The sequence below is a fragment of the Pseudomonas sp. LjRoot277 genome (genome assembly GCF_964253845.1).
Lineage (GTDB): Bacteria > Pseudomonadota > Gammaproteobacteria > Pseudomonadales > Pseudomonadaceae > Aquipseudomonas.
On record NZ_CAXURI020000001.1, the window covers coordinates 6,555,148 to 6,571,716 of the forward strand.

Here is a 16,569-nt window from a genome sequence, read left to right on the forward strand (position 1 = left end):
ATGACTCGTGTCGCCGATAGCACGATTAAGGGTTTCCTCTATCAATTCAACAAAACCCTAATAGAAATTTTAGATGCCGAGCAGGACAAAGAAGTAACGATAGAAGGAGTAATCGAAGATATAGACATAAAGTCCGACTCTGGAGAAACAACTGCCATTCAATGTAAATACCATGAGTCAGTCGCAAACTTCACAACGAGCTTAATTTACAAACCATTATTACAGATGGCAGAAGCCTACTCAAAGCAAAGTGCGCCAAAAAACATAGGATACAAAATATTTGTACACGTTCCAAGCGAAGTAGAATCAATCAGAAAAATCACAACGATAGAGATTGATGCCGCTCTGGCAACTCAGGATTTAAATCACGTAAAAATTGTACAACGGATTGTCCAGCCATTTTCTTCAGCAGATTTTGCCGCAATGGTGGATTTAGAATTCGGTCCTTCTCTAGACACTATCGAAGACAATGTCAAAGAGAAACTGGAACTTCTTAACATAAAGTCGTCAGACACACCCTGCATACTTTATCCGAACGCCCTAAGTCACATCGCAAAAAAATCCAGCCTGTCGGACGAAGCAGATAGAAAAATCACGAAATTAGAACTACTACGATATTTGTTGGGGATTACCAACACAGTCATCACCAAATGGACACTAGCACTAAAGAACAAAAAAGAAATACTTCAAACAATGCGCAAGCAATTGAAAACGAATCTGAACACCAACTCTCAAAACCGCTATTTCTATTTCGAACAAAATAGCATCAGCGACTTTTCAAGCAACATAGTAACCTTTATTAGTAATTTTGTTTCAATTTACCATTACAAACCAACGCATATAAAGCCTCCTTTGTTCGCGATTGATTGCACCAGAGAAGTTCTACAAGAAATCCAATACCGTCTATACACCAAAGGTATAAAGTCAAACACAGGATTGATAGGAAACAACTTTATCCCTGAGGAGTTCTATAAAGAACCAATCTTGAAGAAAACCAATAACAAAATTGAAGACAGGGAGTTTCACGTAAGATTACTCGCATTTATTGATTACCCGGAGGGACTGGGTTACAAAAAAGGTGATGAGTTCTTTTTCATTTGCAACGAAATCCCCGTCAGCATTGATGTAAGCGATACAAATATACATCTAATAGGCGTGAACAATTTTCACGAGCTCGAATACATTATTCATCTGAGGGAAACATATGAGTAGCATAGGTTATGTTGTATCAAGCTCACCGACATCTATAACAATAGAAATAAATGGGCTTGAAGATTTTGAGAAATTCAAGTCCGAGCTTCAAGTTGGGAAATTTTTAAAAATCGAAGACGGCAACCATAACTTCGCAGTAGCCTCAATAAAAAACATTAGTGGTCAACACGTTGATAAAGATGGGAAGCTCGAATGGAAGTTTATCATTGAGTCTGCTCCAGCAGGAGCTCTAATGAAAAACGATAACGGAGAGTACGTATTCAGCCGAGGCACTCAAGTACTGCCGGTACCAACCGAAAAAGTTCATGTATTCGAAGCAGTCGATCTTGATATAATTTTTTCCAGAACAGGTAACTACAACTACAAAGTAGGCACCCTATCAAACAACAAGGCCATTGAATTCCATGTAGATGGCGATAAATTTTTTGGAAAACATATTGGTATTGTAGGATCAACAGGCTCCGGAAAATCATGCACTGTCGCTAGAATTCTTCATAATGCCATAGGCATCAACAACAATGAAAATTTAAACCAAGAAATCCAAAAAAACTCACACATCATAATATTTGACATGCACTCTGAATATGCATCGGCATTCACAATGCATGAGTCTCAAAAATTCAACCTTAACTTACTAAACGTAGATGGCCTTAAACTTCCATACTGGTTAATGAACTCTGAGGAACTTGAATCATTATTTATTGAAGGGAGCGAACAGGGTGCTCACAACCAAATCTCTCAGTTTAAGAAGGCCGTAATATTAAACAAGGAAAAATATAACACAGGACTAACCTCAATCACTTACGACACACCTGTATATTTTAGCATCACCGAAGTATTCAACTACATAAACAATAAAAACAATCTCACCACATATGAAAAAGACGGAAACACTTACTTAGCAACTCTTGCCACACCAAAACAGGTATATTCAGAAGAGTGCCTATGGGACAGCATTGAATTCGAGCAATCATCTGGAAATGGAAAACATGCAACAATAGGAGAAAAAGTTTCCAAAGACGGAGGTTTCAATGGCGAATTTGACAGATTCGTTTCTAGATTGGAAACCAAACTTCATGACAAAAGACTAGAATTTTTACTTAAGCCTACAAAAGCTACCGGTGCCGAATACGAAACTAAGGATTTCGAAGATATTCTTAAGCAATTCCTAGGTTACTTAGAAAAATCAAACGTCACGATTGTTGATCTAAGCGGAATCCCCTTCGAGGTGCTGAGCATAACCGTAAGCCTTATTTCTAGACTTGTTTTTGACTTCGCATTTCATTATTCAAAATTGAAACATAAGCTTGAAGAAACCAACAATGTCCCATTCATGATAGTTTGTGAAGAGGCGCACAATTACATTCCGCGCTCTAACAATGCAGAGTTCAAAGCATCTAAAAAATCAATTGAACGAATAGCTAAAGAGGGGCGAAAGTACGGATTAAGCCTAATGGTAGTCAGTCAACGCCCTTCAGAAGTGTCAGATACAATATTCTCTCAATGCAGCAACTTCATATCTTTAAGACTCACGAACACCATTGACCAAGGTTATATAAAGGCACTTCTTCCAGACAGCGCCAATGGTTTAGTTGACCTTCTTCCAAGTCTAGCCCAAGGTGAAGCTTTAATCGTAGGTGACGCAGTTCTAATGCCAAGTTTGGTTCGCTTGAAAAAACCAAGTCCTGAACCAAAATCTGCAAGCGTAAATGTCTTCACAGAATGGAATACAAACTGGCAAGAAGTCGTTTTCGAGACAGTTATAGAACGATGGCAAAAACAAGACACTAGTGCTTCTTGATTTAAAAAGTTATAAAAAAACCGCCCCGAAGGGCGGCTTTTTCATTCGCTAAATCCAAGCCTTACAACTTCGGCCCAGCAGCCTTGATCGCGTCGCTCACTTCAAACTTCTTGAAGTTCTCAACAAACAACCCAGCCAGTGCCTTAGCGGCTTCATCGTAAGCAGCCTTGTCAGCCCAAGTATTACGCGGGTTCAACAGGCCAGTCTCAACGCCCGGCACAGCCAACGGCACGTCCAGGTTGATGGTGTCCAGGTGCTCAGTCTCAGCACCGATCAACGCGCCGCTCTGGATCGCTGCGATTACGCCGCGAGTGGTCGGGATGTTGAAGCGTTTGCCGACGCCGTAGCCGCCGCCGGTCCAGCCGGTGTTGACCAGGTAGACCTTGGAGCCGAAGCCGCGGATGCGCTTGATCAGCAGTTCTGCGTATTCGCCAGCCGGGCGCGGGAAGAACGGTGCGCCGAAGCAGGTGGAGAAAGTCGACTTGATGCCGCTGCCGGAACCCATTTCGGTCGAGCCCACCAGTGCGGTGTAGCCGGACAGGAAGTGGTAGGCCGCTTGTTCTTCGCTGAGGATCGACACTGGCGGCAGCACGCCGGTCAGGTCGCAGGTCAGGAAGATCACAGCGTTTGGCTCGCCACCGAGGTTTTTCTCGGAACGCTTGGCAACGTGCTCCAGCGGGTAAGCGGCGCGGCTGTTCTGGGTCAGGCTGACATCGGCGTAATCGGCGTGCTTGGCGTCATCGATAACGACGTTTTCCAGGACTGCGCCGTGCTTGATGGCTTTCCAGATGACCGGCTCGTTCTTCTCGGAGAGGTCGATGCACTTGGCGTAGCAGCCGCCTTCGATGTTGAAGACAACGCCTTCACCCCAGCCGTGCTCGTCGTCACCGATCAGGTAACGGCTTTCATCGGCGGACAGGGTGGTCTTGCCGGTGCCGGACAGACCGAAGAACAGGGTCACATCGCCCGCTTCGCCGATGTTGGCGGCGCAGTGCATTGGCAGCACGTCGGCAGCCGGCAGCAGGAAGTTCTGCACCGAGAACATGGCTTTCTTCATTTCACCGGCGTAACGCATGCCGGCGATCAGCACTTTCTTCTGAGCGAAGTTGAGGATCACGCAACCGTCGGAGTTGGTGCCGTCACGCTCTGGCACGCACTCGAAGTTGGCAACGTTGAGCACTTGCCACTCATCACGGCCAGCCGGATTGTACTTTTCCGGGTTGATGAACAGGCAACGGCCGAACAGGTTCTGCCAGGCAGTCTGAGTGGTCATCTTCACGGCCAGGTAGTGGTCTTCAGCCGCACCTACATGCACGTGGGAAACGAAATGTTCTTGCGCGTTGTTGAACGCTTCAACGCGGTCCCACAGGGCATCGAACTTGTCGGCCGGGAACTTGCGGTTGATTGGGCCCCAGGCGATGGAAGCCGAAGTGGACGGCTCGTCAACGATGAAACGATCGACTGGTGAGCGGCCGGTGCGGTGACCGGTGCGAACAACCAGCGCGCCGGTATCGGCAAGCTCGCCTTCACCGCGATTCAGGGCTTCTTTGACCAGATCATCAACACTCAGATCGGTGTACACGGCGTTATTGGCTTGCGTCATGAGGTTCCCCGTCGGCCATTGGCCGAGTGCTCCAAACGTTTTGTAGTAGAAAGTCGTGCACTACTACCGCGAAAAAAGTGGGCCGGATTATGCCAGAAAAGCCCAAAAATAGTAGGGCCCTCCCGTCGTAACGGCGTTATTCCGGCACTAACCAGTGAATTTACCTGCGCTGAACCGTTTTAGTGACGGGTATCTGACGGCGTATCAACACCCGCACCAGCGAACAATTGAGCGATATCGGCGGCGTCGAACAGGTAGCGCTCGTTGCAAAACTGGCAATCAATCTCAATGTTGCCGCCGTGTTCGATCACGAGCGACTGGGCATCTTCCAGACCCAAACTGACCAGCGCATTGGCAGAACGTTCGCGCGAGCAGCTGCAACGGAAGCGCAATTTCTGCACATCAAACAGACGAACCTGCTCTTCGTGGTAGAGACGATGGAGGATGGTTTCGTTGTCCAGGCTCAGCAATTCATCGGCGGTCAGGGTGCTGCCCAGCGCGGTGATGTGCTGCCAGCTGGCGGCGCGTTCTTCTTCGTCTTTCAATCGATCAGCAGGCAGCTGCTGCAGCAACAGGCCACGAGCGCGACGGCCATCGGCGTACAACCAGAAACGCGTACCGACTTGTTGGGACATCACGAAGTAATTAGTGAAGCACTCCGACAGGGTTTCGCCATCGAGGTCGACGATGCCCTGGTAACGCTGGCCCTGGGTCGGGTCGACGGTCAGCGCCAATACGCCATTGGGCATCAGGTCGGCGAGGGTCGCATCCGGCGCGATCTGGTCGGCTTCGTAGCGGGCCAGGCCACGGATTTCACGCTCGCTGGAGCACTCGATCATCAGCAGCGGGATCGGGCCTTCGGAACGGGCCTGGAGAATCAGCAAACCATCGAACTTCAAGGTGCCGACCAACAACGACGCCGCCGCCATCAGCTCGCCGAGCAGTTGCGCAACCGGCTCCGGGTACGGGTGTTTAGCGAGGACTTCGGCGTAGCTACGCTCCAACGCAACCAGCTCGCCGCGGGTGTCGCTGTCATCGAAGATGAAGCGTTGGGTGTAGTCGGTATCCGGTAAATCGGTCATAGGTCTGGGTATCTGAAGTAATGACAAAATGATTTCAAACAGTGAGGAATTGCGCCTCTGCGGCACCCTTTGGGTGTGCGATGTTCAGCCGTGAGCGGCATTTTATGAACAAACCGGGTTTGTTCCAAGCAAGTGGAAGGTACGCCGGTTGGCTTTATCCAATTTTTTGCCTCTGGTACTGCTGGCCTTTTGGTTATGGCCTACAGATCAGAGGCTGTGTGTGGTTTTCGACGAGTGGCACTTTCACTGGCTTACTCGTCGTTACTGCTTCCACGAAACTTGAACAAATCCCGTCGCTGCTTCTTGCTCGGTTTGCCATCGGTGCTCACGCCCAACGCCCCAGCCTTACGCATGGCCGCAGCCGCCTCGCGCTTGGCGATGCTGGCGTCGGTTTCGGCGTAGAGCGCCTGAGCCTCTGGCGCGCCTCGGCGTACGATCGACAGCGCCTGAACCACCACCGTGCGTTCCTCGAACCCTGCGCGAATCTGAAACTCGTCGCCGATCCTCGGCTCCTTGCCCGGTTTGCAGCGCTCGCCCCGGCAATGCACCTTGCCGCTTTCAATCGCCGCCTTGGCCAAGGCACGTGTTTTATAAAAACGCGCGGCCCACAACCACTTATCGAGACGGACTTTGTCGTCCTCTTCGCTTTTTTGTGCCATGGAATTTCCTCATTCTGAAATATTGCTGAACTGTACTACCGTTTCTGTCGTGCCATGAATTACGCCGACTCGGATTACAATGCACACGTTCCAGTGCCTCCCTTGAGGGCTGGAAATCCGGGCCGTAGATATCTGTCGCCTTTTACCCATTATTCTGCGTGAATACCGCGAATTCGGCCGCGTGCGGCCTGAGCGGTTTCTACCGGTTGAGCACCTTTGAAGACATTTGACCATTTGACCGTTGTCGGTCTGCGCGAGTGGGTGGCGCTTCCGGATTTGGGAGTCGCGGGCCTGCGCGCAAAAATCGACACCGGCGCCAGCACCTCCAGCCTGCATGCCACCGATATCGAACCGTTCGAGCGCGACGGGGAACAGTGGGTGCGCTTTACTGCTCACTTGGGCACGGTTGTGCAACTGCGTCACCGGCGCTGCGAAGCACCGCTGGTGACGATGAAAACCATCAAAAGCTCCAACGGCCACGCACAGATGCGTTACGTGGTCAGCACCACCCTGGCCCTCGGTGATCGGGTCTGGCGGGTCGAATTCACCCTCGCCTGCCGCAAGTCCATGCGTTATCGCCTGTTACTCGGTTCCAAAGCCTTGATCGACGGCCAGTTGGTGGTCAATCCGGGCATTAAGTACGTACAAGACAAGCCGGTGTTCCCGGTATCTACCTCCTCCACAGGTGTTGCATGAAGATCGCTGTGCTGTCGCGGAACCCGCGTCTGTATTCCACCCGTCGCCTGGTCGAAGCCGGTACCGAGCGTGGCCATGAAATGGTGGTGATCGACACCCTGCGCGCCTACATGAACATCGCCAGCCACAAGCCGCAGATCCACTACCGCGGCAAGCCGCTGGAAGGTTTCGATGCGGTGATCCCGCGGATTGGCGCGTCGGTGACGTTTTATGGCTGCGCGGTGTTGCGTCAGTTCGAAATGATGGGCGTTTTTCCACTCAATGAATCGGTGGCCATCGCCCGCTCGCGGGACAAATTACGCTCGCTGCAATTGCTGTCGCGCCGAGGAATCGGTTTGCCGGTCACCGGGTTTGCGCACTCCCCGGATGACATTCCCGACTTGATCGAGATGGTCAACGGTGCGCCGCTGGTGATCAAGGTGCTGGAAGGCACTCAGGGCATCGGCGTCGTGCTGTGTGAAACGGCGACGGCGGCGGAGTCGGTGATCGAGGCGTTCATGGGCCTGAAGCAGAACATCATGGTTCAGGAATACATCAAGGAAGCCGGCGGGGCGGACATTCGCTGCTTCGTGGTGGGCGACAAGGTGATAGCGGCGATGAAACGCCAGGCGAAGCCGGGGGAGTTTCGCTCCAACCTGCATCGCGGCGGCAGTGCCAGCCTGATCAAGATCACGCCGGAAGAACGCATGACGGCGTTGCGCGCGGCGAAGGTCATGGGATTGGCGGTCGCTGGTGTGGATATCCTGCGCTCCAATCACGGGCCGTTGGTGATGGAAGTGAATTCGTCGCCGGGGTTGGAAGGAATTGAAACCACCACCAGCAAGAACGTGGCGGGGATCATCATTGAGCATCTGGAGAAAAATGGTGGGCCGAATATGACGCGCACCAAAGGCAAGGGTTAAGGGTACAAAAGCCGGCTTTTGTGGTGACGGGCAGGCCGCCTTCGCGAGCAAGCCCGCTCCCACATTTGATCTGCGGCGAACACAATATCAGTGTCTGACACGATCTACTGTGGGAGCGGGCTTGCTCGCGAAGAGGCCTTGAGCCCCAACGACAATGCTGATCTCTTAAACCGCATCCCGCGGCAACATCAGTCCCAACGGCAACCGCACCCGCGCTTCCAGCCCGCCACCGGACCGATTGCGCAACTCAACATTCCCACCATGCATCGAAGCAATCCGCTTCACGATCGCCAAACCCAACCCGGTCCCCTTCCCGCCCCGGGCTCGATCACCCCGAGTAAACGGGTTGAAAATCGCTTCCAGCTCGGACGGATCAATCCCCGCCCCACGGTCCATGACACTCAGCACCACATACGGCGCGCTGGTATCGCCGGACACATAAGCCGCTACCTCAACCCCGCTGCCCGCGTGATGCAAGGCGTTGCCAATCAGGTTGTTCAGCAGCCGCTTCATCGACACCCGACGCAACGGAAACGGCTGAATCGGTTCCAGGCGCAGGCGCACTTTCTCTTCATTCTGGTTGTATGGCGCCGCGACTTCGCGCACCAGATCGCTCAGGTCCACCTCTTCCACCGACTCGTCACGACCATCACGAATGAACGCCAGGAACTGGTCGAGAATCGCGTCCATGTCTTCGATGTCGCGCACCATGTCGTCCGTCAGGTCGCTGTGGTCGCCCATCAGCTCCAGAGACAACCGCAAACGGGTCAGCGGCGTGCGCAGGTCGTGGGACACCCCGGCCAGCATCAATTCGCGCTCACGCCCCGCCTGTTCGACGTCTTCCGCCATCTGGTTGAAGGCGCGGTAAACCTCGGTCATTTCACTTGGCGTGTCGCTGATCGGCAGGCGCACACTGCGGCCCTGGCCGAGTTGCCTTGCGGCATAGACCAGACGTTTCAATGGTTGATTGAGCTGGCTGACGAAGATCCACGCCGAGGCGGTGGACAGCAGACCGATAGCGAGGAACCAGCCGAGTACGTTCCAGATTTTCTGGCCGCGCAACGGATGCGGGTAAAGCGGCACTTTCAGCCAGCCATCACCCAGGCTTGGCGCCCGGACCCACAGGGCCGGCGGCGAGTGCATGCGCAATCGGACTTCGGTGTCGGCACCCAGCTCCGCCTGCATCTGCCGCTGATAGATCTCGCTGTAAGGCCAGTGTTGCTCACCTTCCGGCACGCCAGCACCCACTACCCGGATCAGGGTCGCGGCATCGGCAATCTTCGTGCGGTTTTCTTCATCGGCCGCCCAATAGGCGCGTAGCGTCAGGGCGACGCCGTGGCTGTATTGGCGGTCCACCAGCACGTCTTCGTTCATCAACAGATAAACCAGGGTCAGCGCCTTGGAGAACAGGACGACGATAAGCACCAGCCAAAGGGTGCGGGAGAAGAAACTCTGGGGGAACCAAACGGGGGTTTTCATGGATAACCGCTACACACTTGCAGGAGCGAGCGATGCTCGCATATTGCGGATCGCGAGTCTGCGAGCAAGGTCATCTGACCCGTTGCCCGCAAGACCCGCTCCTACAAATCACCGATCACTTGGTGGCGGCGCCATCCGGAACGAACACGTAACCCACGCCCCAGACTGTCTGGATGTAACGCGGCTTGGACGGATCGGGCTCGATCATCCGGCGCAGACGGGAAATCTGCACGTCGATGGAACGCTCCAGGGCATCCCACTCGCGGCCACGGGCCAGGTTCATCAGCTTGTCGCGGGTCAGTGGCTGACGGGCGTTCATGACCAATGCCTTGAGCACCGCAAACTCACCGGTGGTAAGCATGTGCACTTCGTCGCCGCGCTTGAGTTCGCGGGTGGCCAGGGACAATTCGTAGTCACCGAAGGTCACGCTTTCGTCTTCGCTGCCCGGAGCGCCCGGCACTGGAGCCGACTGACGACGCAGGACGGCTTTGACACGCGCCATCAGCTCGTCCGGGTTGAACGGCTTGGCCAGGTAATCATCGGCACCCAGTTCGAGGCCCTTGATACGGCTCAGCTCATCACCCTTGGCGGTGAGCATGATGATCGGGATCTGATTGTTCGCGGTGCGCAGGCGGCGGCAAGCGGTCAAGCCGTCTTCGCCGGGCAGCATCAGGTCGAGGACGACCAGGTTGAACACTTCACGCGCCAGCAGGCGATCCATTTGTTCCGTGTTCGGTACGGCGCGGGCGCGGTAGCCCTTGCTGACGAAAAACCGTTCCAGCAGGCTGCTCAGCCCTGGATCGTCGTCAACAATAAGAATTTTTTCGCCTTCAGCAATGTTTGCAGTGCTGCTCATTAGATGCTCCTTTGATCTCGGCGCGCATTATGGCGTAGCTGCCGTTATACGCACCGTGTGCATTGTTAGCAGATTTTTCCTTGATCGCCAGAAATCGGGGCTTTATGCCTACAGCCTGCGATGCCCCCGAATGACAGAACGCTGGTTATAATGCGCGGCCTTTTGTGTCAGGCAACGTCTGATCATTACTGTAGGTGGCCGTTTTTTATTTTCATGGCGCCGGCAGTAATTGTTCGATTTCACGGGTCAACGGGATACCTGTTGATCCAGGTAGCGGCGCAGGCCAGGCCGCTCAACCAGACTCGCCGAGCCTTTATCTCTGCGCCTGCGAGCCTGCTTTCACAATTTGTCAGGTGGTTTTATGGACAGCATCAACAGCCGCATCGCCGAGGAACTCGGTGTACGCCCACAACAGGTCGAAGCGGCCGTCGCGCTACTCGATGAAGGCTCCACGGTGCCCTTCATCGCCCGCTACCGGAAAGAAGTGACCGGCAGCCTCGATGACATCCAGTTGCGTCATCTGGAAGAGCGTCTGCGCTACCTGCGAGAACTCGACGAACGGCGTATCAGCATCCTTGCCAGCATCCAGGAGCAAGGCAAGCTGACCCCGCAACTTGAACGCGACATTAAACTCGCCGACACCAAAACCCGCCTCGAAGACTTGTACCTTCCGTACAAGCAGAAGCGCCGCACCAAGGGCCAGATCGCCCTGGAAGCCGGCCTCGGCGAGCTGGCCGACGGCCTGTTCAACGACCCGACCCTGACGCCAGACGCTGAAGCCGCGCGCTTCATCGATGCCGAAAAAGGCGTCGCCGATGTGAAGGCTGCCCTTGAAGGCGCCAAATACATCCTGATGGAACGCTTCGCCGAAGACGCCGGCCTGCTGGACAAGCTGCGCAGCTACCTCAAGCAGGAAGCCACCCTCAGCGCCCGCGTGATCGCCGGAAAAGAAGAGGAAGGCGCCAAGTTCCGCGACTACTTCGAACACGACGAACCGCTGAAAAGCATGCCGTCGCACCGCGCGCTGGCGATTTTCCGTGGCCGCAACGAAGGCATTCTGAGTTCGGCGCTGAAAGTCGGCGACGAACTGCCGGGCGCCATGCACCCGTGCGAAGGCATGATCGGCCAGCAATTCGGCATTCAGAACCAGAACCGCGCCGCCGACAAATGGCTGGGCGAAGTGGTGCGCTGGACCTGGAAGGTCAAGCTCTACACCCACCTCGAAACCGACCTGCTGGGCGAACTGCGCGATGGCGCAGAAACCGAAGCGATCAACGTGTTCGCTCACAACCTGCATGACTTGCTGCTATCGGCGCCGGCTGGCCCGCGTGCCACATTGGGCCTCGACCCGGGCCTGCGCACCGGTTGCAAGGTGGCCGTGGTCGATTCCACCGGCAAGCTGCTGGATCACGCCACGGTTTACCCGCACGTGCCGCACAACAAGTGGGATCAGACCATCGCGATTCTGGCTGCCCTGTGCGCCAAGCATGCAGTGGACCTGATCGCCATCGGCAACGGCACCGCCAGCCGTGAAACCGACAAGCTGGCCGCTGAACTGATCAAAAAATACCCAGCCATGAAGATGACCAAAGTCATGGTCTCCGAGGCCGGCGCGTCGGTTTACTCGGCATCGGAACTGGCTTCCAAGGAATTCCCGGACCTCGACGTGTCGATCCGTGGCGCGGTGTCAATTGCCCGTCGCCTGCAGGATCCACTGGCTGAGCTGGTGAAGATCGATCCGAAATCCATCGGCGTCGGCCAGTACCAGCATGACGTGTCGCAGCTGAAGCTGGCACGCGGCCTGGACGCCGTGGTCGAAGACTGCGTAAACGCCGTGGGCGTGGACGTGAACACCGCCTCCGTGGCGCTGCTGGCCCGCATCTCCGGCCTCAACGCGACCCTGGCGCAAAACATCGTCAGCCACCGCGACGAGCACGGCGCATTCAAGACTCGTGCTGCATTGAAGAAAGTCGCTCGTCTGGGCGAGAAAACCTTCGAACAGGCCGCTGGCTTCCTGCGCGTCATGAACGGCGACAACCCGCTGGATTCGTCTGCGGTTCACCCGGAAGCCTATCCGCTGGTCCAGCGCATCGCTGCCGAGACCGACCGCGACATTCGCTCGCTGATCGGCGACGCCAGCTTCCTCAAGCGTCTTGATCCGAAAAAGTACACCGACGAAACTTTCGGTCTGCCAACGGTCACCGATATCCTGCAAGAGCTGGAAAAACCTGGCCGCGATCCACGTCCCGAGTTCAAGACCGCCGAGTTCCAGGAAGGCGTCGAAGACCTCAAGGACCTGCAGCTGGGGATGATCCTCGAAGGCGTGGTGACCAACGTGACCAACTTCGGCGCGTTCGTCGATATCGGCGTGCATCAGGACGGTTTGGTGCACATTTCTGCGCTTTCAGAGAAGTTCATCAAGGATCCGCGTGAAGCGGTGAAAGCCGGTGACGTGGTGAAAGTGAAGGTCATGGAGGTCGATATCCCGCGCAAACGCGTTGGTCTGTCGATGCGCATGAGCGACACCCCGGGCGAGAAAATCGACGGTGCCCGTGGTGCACGTCCGGGTTCGGCGCCACGCCAGTCCCAGAACACCGCACCGCGTAAAGAAACCACGGCGGCGGCCCCGGCCAACAACGCCATGGCTTCGCTGTTCGCCAACGCCAAGCAGTTGAAGAAACGCTGATGGACATCCCGGCCGGGCTGACCGAAAGCGCTTTTTTCAAGTTGCTGGGGTGTCGCTTGCACAGTCTGGAGGCCGGGGTGGCGCAAGTCGCCCTGGCGCTGGAACCAGAACTGCGCAATCGCGGCGGCAAGCTGCACGGCGGGGCCTTGTTCAGTCTGGTGGACATTGCCATGGGCCTGGCCTGTTCCAGCACCCATGGGTTTGACCAGCAGAGCGCGACCATCGAATGCAAGATCAATTACATTCGCGCCGTCGCAGACGGTGAAGTGATGTGCACGGCGCGGGTGATCCACCCGGGCCGGCGCACGCTGGTGGTCGAAGCCGACGTGATGCAAGGCGACAAACTCGTCGCAAAAGCACAAGGCACGTTCGCTGTCCTGTAGCTAGTGATCATCAATTTGAGTTAATTTCGGCGCTATGACCGCAGCGTCGGAGTTTCCTGTGGGAGCGCCTGTGGCGAGGGGGCTTGCCCCCGTTTGAGTGCGTAGCACTCACAATATCTTGGAACATCAGAGATTTTGGGGCTGCTTCGCAACCCAACGGGGGCAAGCCCCCTCGCCACAGGCCCGCTCCCACAGGGATTGTGGCGATCCAAAACCAGGCGACAACGCCAGTTTCAACTTCACCCTTGTAGACCGTCTTGCCCACCCCCATATTGGGGCGACTGACGCGTGAAGGAATCCAACTTGAGCGAACTTCTCAACCGCCGCCTGGCTCTGCTCGGCGAGCGCGCTAACCTCTCTCTGCTCGAACAGTGCCTTCACGGCATCGAACGTGAATGCCTGCGCGTGACCGGCGAAGGTCGCCTGGCGCAAACGCCGCACCCGGAAGAATTGGGTTCCGCGCTGACCAACGAACAAATCACCACCGACTATTCCGAGTCGCTGTTGGAGTTCATCACGCCCGCCCTGCCCGACCCGGCGGATACGCTGGCGAGCCTGGACAAGATCCACCGTTTTGCCTACAGCAAGCTCGGCAACGAGTACCTGTGGAGTCCATCGATGCCGTGCCCGTTGCCGGCCGAGGAAGACATCCCGATAGCCTATTACGGCACCTCCAACATCGGTCAGCTCAAGTACGTCTACCGCAAGGGCCTGGCTCTGCGGTACGGCAAGACCATGCAGTGCATCGCCGGGATTCACTACAACTTTTCCCTGCCGGAAAAGCTCTGGCCGCTGCTTAAAGAGGCTGAAGGCTTTGTCGGGACCGACCGCGACTATCAATCGTCGGCCTACATCGCCCTGATCCGTAACTTCCGTCGCTACAGCTGGCTGCTGATGTACCTGTTCGGTGCTTCGCCAGCGCTGGACGCCGGTTTCCTGCGTGGCCGCTCGCATCAGTTGGAACAACTGGACCCGGACACCTTGTACTTGCCGTACGCCACCAGCCTGCGCATGAGCGATCTGGGTTACCAGAGCAACGCCCAGGCCGGTTTGACGCCTTGCTACAACGATCTGGCCAGCTACACCGACAGCCTGCGCAAAGCGGTCGCAACGCCTTACGCGCCGTACGTCGAAATCGGCACGCATCAGGACGGCGAGTGGGTTCAGCTCAACACCAACATCCTGCAGATCGAAAACGAGTACTACTCCAACATCCGCCCGAAACGCGTGACCTACACCGGCGAACGGCCGATTCAGGCGCTGGTGGCTCGCGGCATTCAGTACGTCGAAGTGCGTTGCCTGGACATCAACCCGTTCCTGCCGATGGGCATCGATCTGCCGGAGTCGCGGTTCCTTGATGCGTTCCTGCTGTATTGCGCGCTAAACGACAGCCCGCTGCTGACCAATACCTCGTGCGGCAACGCGACCTCGAACTTCCTCAGTGTGGTCAAGGAAGGTCGCCGTCCTGGCCTGCAACTGCAACGCGACGGTCATCCGGTGGACCTGAAAGAGTGGGCCAGCGAGTTGCTGGAGAAGATTGCACCGCTGGCGGCGATGCTGGATCAGAGTCATGGCGGCGATGCACATAGCAAGGCACTGGATGCGCAGCTGGCCAAGGTCAAGGATCCATCGCTGACGCCATCGGCCCAGGTGCTGGCGGCGATGGCTGAGCACAAGGAGAGCTTTGCTCAGTTCTCCCTGCGTCAAAGCCAGGCACATGCGGAGTTTTTCCGTAGCGAGCCGCTTTCAAGCGAAGATCAGGCGAAATTTGAAGACCGGGCGCGTTCGTCGCTGGCCGAGCAGATTGAGCTGGAGCAGAACGAAGTCGGCGATTTCGATGTGTTTGTCGGGTCGTATCAGGCGAGCATTTTGGCGATCAGCAACTGACCTCAAGATCCACCCCTCACCCTAACCCTCTCCCCAATGGGTAGAGGGGACTGACCGAGGTGTCTCACGTCATACATCGACCTGAAATCCCGAGTCGAACTCAGGGTCTGAAAAGCATGAAGATCGGCCCCCTTTCCCCTCTCCCCCGTGGGGAGAGGGCTGGGGTGAGGGGTCGATCCACCTGACTGCACACAATCGCAAAATCTACTACCCTCTCACCCGTCCCTTAGAATTTTCCGCTCATAAGCTCATTCTAAAAAGTTATTTATTTTCGGATTCTTATATCATTTAGTCTCCTTTTCACGCCGACTCTCGGTCGCCTGACAAGGAGCTTCTCAATGAAACTGACTTTCCCCCTTCGCCTGCTGGCAGCCGCGTCTCTGGCTGCGGTGAGTTTCTTTGCCCAGGCGGCTGACGTCACCGTCGCCTACCAGACCACCGTAGACCCGGCAAAAGTCGCCCAGGCCGACGGCGCGTACGAAAAAGCCACCAACGCCAAGATCGACTGGCGCAAATTCGACAATGGCGCCGACATCATCGCCGCCATCGCTTCCGGCGACGTGCAGATCGGTTACCTCGGTTCCAGCCCCCTGACGGCGGCAATCACCCGCAAAGTCCCGGTAGAAACGTTCCTCATCGCCACGCAGATCGGCGCCGCGGAAGCCCTGGTGGCTCGCGACGGTTCCGGGATCAAAACCCCACAAGACCTGATCGGCAAGAAAATCGCCGTGCCGTTCGTTTCCACTGGCCACTACAGCCTGCTGGCCGCGCTGAAGCACTGGAACATCGATCCGTCGAAAGTCACCGTCCTCAACCTCGCTCCGCCAGCCATCATTGCCGCGTGGAAGCGCGGTGACATCGACGCCACTTACGTGTGGGACCCAGCCCTCGGTGTTGCCAAGGAGAATGGCAAAGTACTGATCACCTCCGGTGAACTGGCCAAGTTCGGCGCGCCGACCTTTGATGCCTGGATCGTGCGTAAAGACTTCGCCGAGAAGCACCCGGAAATCGTCACCGCGTTCGCCAAAGTGACCCTCGATGCCTACGCCGATTACCGCAAAGACCCGAAAGCCTGGCTCGCCAACCAATCCAATGTCGACAAGCTGGTAAAACTCTCCGGCGCCAAGGCCAGCGACATTCCATTGCTGTTGCAAGGCAACGTCTTCCCGCTGGCGGCTGATCAGGTGATCACCCTCGGCGCGCCGACCACCAAGGCCATCACCGACACCGCTGCGTTCCTCAAGGAACAAGGCAAGGTTGAAGCCGTGCTGCCGGATTACGCCCCCTACGTCAGCGCCAAGTACATCACCAACTGATCGGAGT

The 16,569-nt window shown here is 55.8% G+C and carries 13 protein-coding genes; 8 read left to right on the top strand and 5 right to left on the bottom strand.

The annotated features are described in order from the left end of the window. The gene (locus ACSQ87_RS30320) at positions 1-1,212 is read left to right on the top strand and encodes a hypothetical protein (RefSeq protein ID WP_223432622.1); all 1,212 of its coding nucleotides are present in this window, start codon (positions 1-3) and stop codon (positions 1,210-1,212) included. After that, on the top strand, positions 1,205-3,013 hold the full coding sequence (locus ACSQ87_RS30325; protein WP_223432623.1) for an ATP-binding protein: 1,809 nt from the start codon (positions 1,205-1,207) through the stop codon (positions 3,011-3,013). Before ACSQ87_RS30320 ends, ACSQ87_RS30325 begins: the two co-directional genes overlap by 8 nt. 61 nt (positions 3,014-3,074) lie before the next feature. On the opposite strand, the gene ACSQ87_RS30330 is transcribed toward ACSQ87_RS30325, so the two are convergent. From ACSQ87_RS30330 to ACSQ87_RS30340, 3 genes are all read right to left on the bottom strand, one after another. After that, positions 3,075-4,616: a phosphoenolpyruvate carboxykinase gene (locus ACSQ87_RS30330; RefSeq protein ID WP_150656829.1), complete on the bottom strand. Its 1,542-nt coding sequence runs from the start codon at positions 4,614-4,616 to the stop codon at positions 3,075-3,077. Between the two features lie 179 nt (positions 4,617-4,795). Beyond that, the gene (gene hslO, locus ACSQ87_RS30335) at positions 4,796-5,698 is read right to left on the bottom strand and encodes an Hsp33 family molecular chaperone HslO (protein WP_008149293.1); all 903 of its coding nucleotides are present in this window, start codon (positions 5,696-5,698) and stop codon (positions 4,796-4,798) included. Positions 5,699-5,949: 251 nt separating this feature from the next. Next, entirely contained in the window at positions 5,950-6,357 is a 408-nt protein-coding gene (locus ACSQ87_RS30340; RefSeq protein WP_223432625.1) for an RNA-binding S4 domain-containing protein, read from the bottom strand. Between the two features lie 234 nt (positions 6,358-6,591). Here ACSQ87_RS30340 and ACSQ87_RS30345 point away from each other — a divergent pair, with 234 nt between their 5' ends. Together ACSQ87_RS30345 and rimK are read left to right on the top strand one after the other, a co-directional pair. Next, the gene (locus tag ACSQ87_RS30345; protein ID WP_176471525.1) at positions 6,592-7,053 is read left to right on the top strand and encodes an ATP-dependent zinc protease family protein; all 462 of its coding nucleotides are present in this window, start codon (positions 6,592-6,594) and stop codon (positions 7,051-7,053) included. After that, positions 7,050-7,955, top strand: a complete 906-nt coding sequence (rimK, locus tag ACSQ87_RS30350; protein ID WP_008149287.1) for a 30S ribosomal protein S6--L-glutamate ligase — start codon at positions 7,050-7,052, stop codon at positions 7,953-7,955. Before ACSQ87_RS30345 ends, rimK begins: the two co-directional genes overlap by 4 nt. A gap of 165 nt (positions 7,956-8,120) precedes the next feature. Here the strand turns inward: rimK and ACSQ87_RS30355 are convergent, their stop codons facing one another. After that, a complete protein-coding gene (locus tag ACSQ87_RS30355) occupies positions 8,121-9,434 on the bottom strand; it encodes an ATP-binding protein (protein ID WP_008149285.1) in 1,314 nt (437 codons plus the stop codon). Positions 9,435-9,549: 115 nt separating this feature from the next. Next, a complete protein-coding gene (ompR, locus tag ACSQ87_RS30360; RefSeq protein WP_008149284.1) occupies positions 9,550-10,290 on the bottom strand; it encodes an osmolarity response regulator transcription factor OmpR in 741 nt (246 codons plus the stop codon). Positions 10,291-10,651: 361 nt separating this feature from the next. Between ompR and ACSQ87_RS30365 the strand changes: the two genes are divergently transcribed. The 4 genes from ACSQ87_RS30365 (at position 10,652) to tauA (ending at position 16,562) form a co-directional block, all read left to right on the top strand. Further along, positions 10,652-12,976, top strand: coding sequence for a Tex family protein (locus tag ACSQ87_RS30365; protein ID WP_436275009.1), 2,325 nt, complete (start codon positions 10,652-10,654; stop codon positions 12,974-12,976). Then, the gene (locus tag ACSQ87_RS30370) at positions 12,976-13,359 is read left to right on the top strand and encodes a PaaI family thioesterase (RefSeq protein ID WP_017335909.1); all 384 of its coding nucleotides are present in this window, start codon (positions 12,976-12,978) and stop codon (positions 13,357-13,359) included. Before ACSQ87_RS30365 ends, ACSQ87_RS30370 begins: the two co-directional genes overlap by 1 nt. A 303-nt stretch (positions 13,360-13,662) precedes the next feature. Further along, positions 13,663-15,246, top strand: coding sequence for a glutamate--cysteine ligase (gene gshA, locus ACSQ87_RS30375; RefSeq protein WP_123367067.1), 1,584 nt, complete (start codon positions 13,663-13,665; stop codon positions 15,244-15,246). Between the two features lie 338 nt (positions 15,247-15,584). After that, positions 15,585-16,562 (top strand): taurine ABC transporter substrate-binding protein, encoded by a 978-nt coding sequence (gene tauA / locus ACSQ87_RS30380; RefSeq protein ID WP_008149275.1) that lies wholly within the window; start codon positions 15,585-15,587, stop codon positions 16,560-16,562. The last annotated feature ends 7 nt before the right edge of the window (positions 16,563-16,569 follow it).

Excerpts from the sequence above, each read along its gene's own strand:
- ACSQ87_RS30320 (WP_223432622.1), top strand. The coding sequence starts at position 1 with ATGACTCGTGTCGCCGATAGCACGATTAAGGGTTTCCTCTATCAATTC.
- ACSQ87_RS30325 (WP_223432623.1), top strand. The coding sequence starts at position 1,205 with ATGAGTAGCATAGGTTATGTTGTATCAAGCTCACCGACATCTATAACA.
- ACSQ87_RS30330 (WP_150656829.1), bottom strand. The coding sequence starts at position 4,616 with ATGACGCAAGCCAATAACGCCGTGTACACCGATCTGAGTGTTGATGAT.
- hslO (WP_008149293.1), bottom strand. The coding sequence starts at position 5,698 with ATGACCGATTTACCGGATACCGACTACACCCAACGCTTCATCTTCGAT.
- ACSQ87_RS30340 (WP_223432625.1), bottom strand. The coding sequence starts at position 6,357 with ATGGCACAAAAAAGCGAAGAGGACGACAAAGTCCGTCTCGATAAGTGG.
- rimK (WP_008149287.1), top strand. The coding sequence starts at position 7,050 with ATGAAGATCGCTGTGCTGTCGCGGAACCCGCGTCTGTATTCCACCCGT.
- ACSQ87_RS30355 (WP_008149285.1), bottom strand. The coding sequence starts at position 9,434 with ATGAAAACCCCCGTTTGGTTCCCCCAGAGTTTCTTCTCCCGCACCCTT.
- ompR (WP_008149284.1), bottom strand. The coding sequence starts at position 10,290 with ATGAGCAGCACTGCAAACATTGCTGAAGGCGAAAAAATTCTTATTGTT.
- ACSQ87_RS30365 (WP_436275009.1), top strand. The coding sequence starts at position 10,652 with ATGGACAGCATCAACAGCCGCATCGCCGAGGAACTCGGTGTACGCCCA.
- ACSQ87_RS30370 (WP_017335909.1), top strand. The coding sequence starts at position 12,976 with ATGGACATCCCGGCCGGGCTGACCGAAAGCGCTTTTTTCAAGTTGCTG.
- tauA (WP_008149275.1), top strand. The coding sequence starts at position 15,585 with ATGAAACTGACTTTCCCCCTTCGCCTGCTGGCAGCCGCGTCTCTGGCT.